Raw genomic sequence first — 7,176 nt, forward strand, 5'->3', positions numbered from 1 at the left:
AGAGCGATGTGGCGATCAGCCGGCTTAAACCAGTGAAGCGATCGCTTTCTCCAGTCGTGCCAGGCCTTCTTCAATTTCTTGTTTTGTAATCACGAGTGATGGTGTAAAACGCACGACATTCGCGCCAGCCACCAACACCATCAATCCTTGTTTGCCCGCCGCGACCAAGACGTCACGCGCACGGCCTTGCCATTCATCGTTGAGTGCCGCGCCCAGAAGCAAGCCCTGACCACGAACCTCTTTAAACAGCGAGTATTTATCATTAATTTTAGCTAAACCGTCGCGGAAAAGCGCTTCACGCTCTTTGACGCCCGCCAGGGTGTCAGGCTGACTGACGATATCAACCACCGCTTCCGCAACCGCACACGCCAGTGGGTTGCCGCCGTAAGTTGAACCGTGAGTGCCCACTTTGAGGTGCTCTGCCAGTTTGCTGGTCGTCAGCATTGCACCGATAGGGAAACCGCCACCAAGTGATTTTGCGGTGCTGAGAATATCCGGAGTCACCCCCAGCCCTTGGTAAGCATAGAACTGGCCAGTACGACCATTACCGGTTTGCACTTCATCAAAGATCAACAGTGCGTTGTGCTTGTCACACAGTTCACGTACTGCCTGAACAAACTCCGGCGTCGGAGGCACGATACCGCCTTCACCTTGTAATGGCTCCATCATCACGGCACAAGTACGATCCGAGATGTGGGCCTGAAGCGCCGCCACGTCATTGTATGGTAGGTGCGTTACGTCGCCTGGCTTCGGACCGAAACCGTCTGAGTACGCTTCCTGACCGCCGACGGTAACCGTGAAAAAGGTACGACCGTGGAAACCTTGTTTGAAGGCGATGATTTCTGATTTTTCCGGGCCAAACACATCCGCCGCGTATCGGCGGGCCAGTTTCAGCGCCGCTTCGTTGGCTTCAGCCCCGGAGTTGGCAAAGAAGACCTTTTCCGCAAAGCTGACTTCAGTCAGCTTTTTCGCCAGACGCAGCGCCGGCTCGTTGGTCATGACATTGCTCAGGTGCCACAGTTTATTGCCCTGTTCCGTCAATGCCTTCACCATCGCCGGGTGACAATGCCCCAGACAGCTCACAGCAATACCGCCAGCGAAATCGATGTATTCGTTACCATCCTGATCCCAGATGCGTGAACCTTCACCTTTAACCGGAATCATCTCCATTGGGTTATAACAAGGTACCATTACCTCATTAAACAAACCGCGTTCTACTTTATTTTCCAAAGTCATTACACATTCCCTCTTGATACCGCATGCCAAGCAGATCAGCGTGTTATCCATCAATTTCTTGAAAGCATATTTTGTGTTGCATTTAAGCTGCGGAAGCATTGTATTTACATTTAATTAACCATTTCAATAGTGGTTTGTTCTTTTTCACGCCGCTTTCGCCCGTTATCAGTCACTATTCATGATTATTTATGCATCAACTCACCGCTTTTATGAAGCTTTTTTTCCGTCGCCCTGGCTCAGCAGACCAGCCAACTCAGTGATAGCAGGCGTTCAGGTGGGGACGCACTATGTGCGGCGAATAGATTTGCAGTGTTTATTCAGATGCAATTTTGATGAAAGAAATGTTAAGAAAAGTGATCGCGGTCAGAAAGACACCTGCCTCAGCGTGCCAGAAAATTGGCCAGAAGCTGATGGCCTTGCTCGGTTTTGATCGATTCAGGATGAAACTGGACCGCGTCAATTGGCAACGACACATGCTGGTAGCCCATGATTTCATCGACACGGCCATCGTCATGTTCCGTCCAGGCGGTCAGTTCAAAACAGTCCGGAAAACTGTGCCGTTCAACCACCAGCGAGTGATAACGGGTCACGGTCAGTGGATTATTGAGCCCGCGAAATACGCTGCGACCGGTATGACAAATCGGCGAGGTTTTTCCATGCATGACCTGACGTGCCCGCACCACCTTACCTCCAAACACCTGAGCAATGGCCTGATGACCCAGACAAACCCCCAGTATGGGCAGACGGCCAGCGAAGTGTTCAATCGCCGCCAGCGAGATGCCAGCTTCATTCGGCGTGCAGGGGCCGGGTGAAATCACCAGATGGGTTGGGTTTAAGGCGGCGATCCCGGCAATATCAATCTCATCGTTACGTACGACGTTCACCTCTGCCCCCAACTCACAGAAATACTGGTAGAGGTTGTACGTGAACGAGTCGTAGTTGTCGATAATCAGCAGCATAGTGAAAGTGATATCCATTATCTGATCCAGCCAGGTGCGGTATTGTGCTATAGCGAGACGGAAAGGCAAGCCCAAACTGGCGTGTGCCGGTGCAATTCTGCTGGCCGCGATACACCGCAACCACCGTCATTTCACAAAAATATCAGTAACCACCTGAACATTCATGCCAAAAATGATACCTTGCTTCCTAATTATAACCAGATGATTTGCTAACTAATTGTCTGCCACCAACGTCGGGTAATCTAATGAAAAAAGCCATTCTATGCGCCACAGCCGGTCTGATCCTGGCTGGCTGTCAATCCACCATGGGCCACGTCCCAGCCATCACAGCGGATCAGGCTGTGATCACCCAGGCCCAACAAGCACTGGAAAAATACGACGATTTTATCAACGTGGACGACTCTGGCTTGATCACGTTTACGCGCACGCTGCCAATGGATTACGTCTGGGCACCGGTGGAAATCAAGAAAATCAGCCGTCAGGTTGCGTGCGATGACCTGCGTTTCTTTGTCGACCGTGGCATGGTGGTGAAAATGGTATTTGAAGGCCAGCGCGGACGCGTCGATTACTTTGATCAGCAGCGCTGTATCGACGAGTTTTGATCACTCACACCGAGAAACAACGAGCACCCAGTGCTCGTTTTTTTGGTTGCTTTCAATCCAGTCAGACAGGGCTGGTTTGCCGCTGCCGGCTTTCCGTGGGCTGATTGTGCGCTTGCCAGGGGGAATTGACCGATATCGGCTGACGGACCACCACGCCTTCGCAGGTTCCGACAGCACTTGCGATCAAAGTGGTGTGATTGTTCACCAGTAGTACGTCCCCGCTTTGCAACGTCATCACATGATGCGCCGCCGAGCGATCGAGTGCCGGAGCCAGACTCGCCGTGACCGATTCCCTATCCAGATTCTGACCGGAGAACGATACCGCTGTGACCAGCGCCGGGCTCCAGCGCAGGCTCCAGCCATAGCGAGGAACGCGCATCACCAGCGGGTATGTCCGCGCCTCGGCGTAGGTGACCAGCGTCGTTTGCAGCGTCGCACGCTGCGCACCATTGAGGCGCAGCGCCGCCAGCGAGGCATCCCACAACGCCACTTCCGCCCTCGTCTCGGTGCAGCAAAATGCCCATTCATCCGGCGTCGTGTCGCTGTACGAATAGTCACGCGCTGCATGGTCCGATGGCAGACTGAGACCAAACCAGGCAGACTGCGCCTGCAGCGCCGAGGCAACATCCTTCTCAGGTAAGCACTCTCCGTTAGGCGTCAACCACTGTTCGAGCTGGTCAGGCGTGGACAACGGGCGAGCCCCGCGCAGACGAACCACGGAAAACGCACGGGCCAACTGGCGAAGCTGAGCCTGTGGCAAGCGCGCCAGTGCGATCTCATCAGGCCATTCCAGTGTCAGGCCGAATTGCTCTGCCTGCAAGGTCGCACGAAGCGATCCAAGTAGCTGCGCGTCAGCAGCATCACTGACGTACAAACGTAGCAGGCACCAAAGTGTCCCCTGATACGTGACAGGCACAATGACCCCTTCCTGTTGACGATGTTGCTGCTGGGTATCGATCACAAACTCTCCACGCCGGGCGTCAAACAGTACGCACGTATGCCAAGGCGTTTTAAACGCCCGCTCTTCGAACAGAAACAACGAATATTTGTGCCCCTGCATCGGATGTTCATGAATGCTGAGCCGGATGGCGTGGCTGAAATACGCATTAAGGAAGTTATCCAGCGCCCGCCCTTGCACCATCATCCCTTTGGCCATCTCAGACAGACGCTCACGGCGCGCTTTGTGGCTCAGCGTCGCCAATACGTGTTTCTGATCCTGATGCATGAACTTTTTCAGCCCCAGATAGGTGCAGTGCATGGCATGGTCGTGTTGCTTGAGGCGGGCAAAATCCTGTTCGTACGCCGGATCACCGAAACGCTGTTTTAAGCCACTGAAATACTGGTATTCATTCAGGTCATCGAACGCAGGGAAGTGTTCAAAATTAATAATTTTCACACAGTCACTCGCGTTCATATTTTCCACCATATTACGTAGACCATCGGAATAACGATAATGATGCTCCAGATCGACATGAATATAATCGGAAAACGTATGATAGTCGGAAAAAATATAAAGCATGACGCCAGAAGAATATACCGACTGAATATCGCGAATCGCTTGAATAAATTTGCGTAACACCCGGTATTCACCCAGATCAGGCAGATGGCCCAATACCTTATCCAGATTATTCGTTTTACACGGAAAAGCAGGTAACAATAACGTAATAGGCTTACGCTGCGTGACACAATCGCTAATCTGCATTTTCAGTGTTTGATAGCCGTGAAATGTCGCGTCGGTTTGTGCTAATAACTGATCCAATAAAATAAACGCAATGTTATCCACACATTGTTGCTGTTGATGATCAAGCATAATGTTTCCTTGTAGAAAGCGAAGGCAGTTTGCACCGTGCCCTTCGCCATCGATTAAAGAGCAGGTAAACCAGACAGAAGCTTGGCGGCCTGAGCCAGAGGTGCCGATGCAACAATGTAACCATCGGGCCGGATCAAAACAGCCAGCCCTGCATAATAGGGACTGTCGCTCCAGTAATGATCAGCGATCGCCTGCGGGTAAACACGCAAACAGCGAACCTGTGGCGGCAACTCAGAAGGCAGTTCGGCGTCACCGCTCAGCAACAAGGTGAATGAGCGGTAATCCAGCCACTGATAAAGCCGGCAGGAGTGCTGCGGGCAATGCAACTCAAAGTCATACACCCGTGTGCCTTTCAGACCTTCGTCACCATAGCGGATGCCCATCCCGGTGATGTTGCCGGCACGCTGCTCCACGATGCGCACATAATCTTCAGCGTGAGTACCGCCAGCCGAATATTTGGTCGCACGCACCAACGCACCGGAACTGTCAATCACACTGCGCGCCACTGGCTGACGTTCGGCCTGATAACTGTCGAGTAACTCCGGAGCCGCCTGACCACGCAATACCATATTCAGCTTCCAGATCAGGTTAAACGCGTCCGCCAGACCGGTATTGAGCCCTTGTCCCCCGTTGACCGAATGGATGTGGCAGGCATCGCCCGCCAGAAAAACGCGTCGCTGATGATCGTAGCGGTCCGCCACCGACTCCTTGACGGAGAACTGCGAAAACCATTCGACCTGTGTAAAACGTAGCGAATGAGGGTGCATGGCGCGATTGATGCGGGCGATCACCTCTTGTTGAGTGAAGACTTCGGTATCCATGCGAATGTAGAAACGATCCAGTTTCCCTTCGCGCGGAATCCACGCCACATCCGAGGTTTCAGCCTGAAACACGATAATTTCCGGCACCTTAGGAAAGTCAGTTTCAATCTCACCATCGATCACGGCCCAGACAATTTGCGGCCGTTCAATTTGAAACGGAATCGCAAAATGCTGTCGTACAAACGAACGTCCCCCATCCGCGCCAATCACGTAACGAGAGCGCAGACGTTCGCCGTTACTCAGTTGAGTCTCACAGCCCTGTTCGTCAAGCTCAATATCCTGCACACAGACACCACGCAACACCGCCGCGTGCTGTTCCAACGCCAGGCCATCGAGCAACTGCTCCAGATGTGCTTGTCCCAACATCAGAAAATGGGGATAAAAACAGCCCTGCAGCGCCGTCCACCAGTGTGATTGGCGCGAAACAAACTGCCCGTCGGCCCACACTGAACTGGTGTTGCACGGTTTGCCTTTCGGATAGAGCGGCGCAAACAAATCCACCATATCAAGCAGTTGCAATGTACGGGCATTGAGGGCGTCCGCACGCCCGACCTGCAGCGGACCATCGGATTTATCGATGATGGTTGACCGCAAGCCACAGCGCTGGGCCAGATAATGACACATCTGTCCGACCGGGCCGGCGCCAATGATCAGAATGTCGCTGTGATAGTCGCTCATCGGTAAGACTCCAGATTCGGGTTATCAAACGGCGGATAGCTCAGCACCTGAACGCGGCGGATATGACGCGGCGAGTGGGACAAAAAGCGCTCGCGGCCATGCAGTAAGGTAAAATTGTCGGTGATCACCACGTCGTCACCACACCACTCATGGGCATAGAAATGACGCGGATCGTACAGAGCCTGACGCAGGCTGTGATGAAACTCAGCCAGTTGCTGCTCTTCAATGCCGCTAAAACGCACATCCGGCGGGTTGATCAGTTCGCCACGCTCAGCAAAATGCGGCTCTGCGTATCGGATCACCTCATACGCCCGGTAAGGATGCCGGGCTATCACCGCAGACACGGTATGACTGGAGTAAAATTCCATTTCACGTTGATAATGCCCGGTTACCCGTTGCCACAACGCACGTTCCTGCTCGGTCGCGTGCTGCAGCACTTTGGCGGTATGGGTGAAAGTCGTCCGTCCGCCCTGACCAGCGTGTGGAGCCTGCACACATTGAAAAATCTGGTACTCCGGTACCTGAGGCCGGAACATTCCGTCCCAGTGCAGCGGCATGTAACTGCTGTCAAAAATGTGATCAGCCGGCTGCGCTTGCTGGACGAGATCCAGCACCTTGCCAAACGGCCAGAGGCAGATCTCGCCCCACAGCTCACAATAATCGGCAAACTGCTCGGCTTGATCGAATGCTTTAAAACCGCGCAGCAATACCAGCTGATGCTCAATAAACAGTTCACGCAACAGCGAAATTGGCACCACGCTGACGGGTAGGCCTGCCTGGGCCGCCTCAATTTTGACGCCAAACGGACTGAGTTGGGTCACCTGATAATTCATCACCCGTTCCTTTTACACATCGTTATAAAAATAAAAGAACACCGTACTCATTATTTCCGAGCGATAATGTCAAAAAACAACGAGAATATTTGCACAATATTGATATTCAGAAGATTGACATTGCTAAGTTGATAATTAATTCCAGTAGGTTTTAGGAATAAATATCCCAATACCACCATATTGAGGTGGCGATTTATTATTTGATGACTATTCAGGGAAACCAAAATGGTTTATTTC

6 protein-coding genes are annotated in these 7,176 nt (G+C 52.5%); 1 reads left to right on the forward strand and 5 read right to left on the reverse strand.

Features of this window, described 5'->3' with window-relative positions:
* Window positions 1-24 precede the first annotated feature (24 nt).
* Complete coding sequence (locus CAG65_RS00440) at window positions 25-1,236, reverse strand: aspartate aminotransferase family protein (RefSeq protein ID WP_021704496.1); 1,212 nt, start codon at window positions 1,234-1,236, stop codon at window positions 25-27.
* Between the two features lie 380 nt (window positions 1,237-1,616).
* Window positions 1,617-2,195 carry an aminodeoxychorismate/anthranilate synthase component II gene (locus CAG65_RS00445; protein ID WP_021704497.1) on the reverse strand — a complete coding sequence of 193 codons (579 nt, stop codon included), beginning with the start codon at window positions 2,193-2,195 and terminating at the stop codon, window positions 1,617-1,619.
* Window positions 2,196-2,440: 245 nt separating this feature from the next.
* Here CAG65_RS00445 and CAG65_RS00450 point away from each other — a divergent pair, with 245 nt between their 5' ends.
* Window positions 2,441-2,797, forward strand: a complete 357-nt coding sequence (locus tag CAG65_RS00450) for a hypothetical protein (protein ID WP_021704498.1) — start codon at window positions 2,441-2,443, stop codon at window positions 2,795-2,797.
* A 61-nt stretch (window positions 2,798-2,858) separates the two neighbouring features.
* Here the strand turns inward: CAG65_RS00450 and CAG65_RS00455 are convergent, their stop codons facing one another.
* From CAG65_RS00455 to CAG65_RS00465, 3 genes are read right to left on the reverse strand one after another with little or no spacing between them, the layout of a single operon-like run.
* Complete coding sequence (locus tag CAG65_RS00455) at window positions 2,859-4,607, reverse strand: L-tyrosine/L-tryptophan isonitrile synthase family protein (RefSeq protein ID WP_161451406.1); 1,749 nt, start codon at window positions 4,605-4,607, stop codon at window positions 2,859-2,861.
* Between the two features lie 53 nt (window positions 4,608-4,660).
* Entirely contained in the window at window positions 4,661-6,106 is a 1,446-nt protein-coding gene (locus CAG65_RS00460) for an FAD-binding protein (RefSeq protein WP_161451409.1), read from the reverse strand.
* Window positions 6,103-6,939, reverse strand: a complete 837-nt coding sequence (locus CAG65_RS00465; protein WP_161451411.1) for a TauD/TfdA dioxygenase family protein — start codon at window positions 6,937-6,939, stop codon at window positions 6,103-6,105. Before CAG65_RS00465 ends, CAG65_RS00460 begins: the two co-directional genes overlap by 4 nt.
* Window positions 6,940-7,176 lie beyond the last annotated feature (237 nt).

Origin of the sequence: Vibrio sp. V39_P1S14PM300 (assembly GCF_009904765.1) — a bacterium.
In the GTDB taxonomy this organism is placed as follows: domain Bacteria; phylum Pseudomonadota; class Gammaproteobacteria; order Enterobacterales; family Vibrionaceae; genus Vibrio; species Vibrio proteolyticus.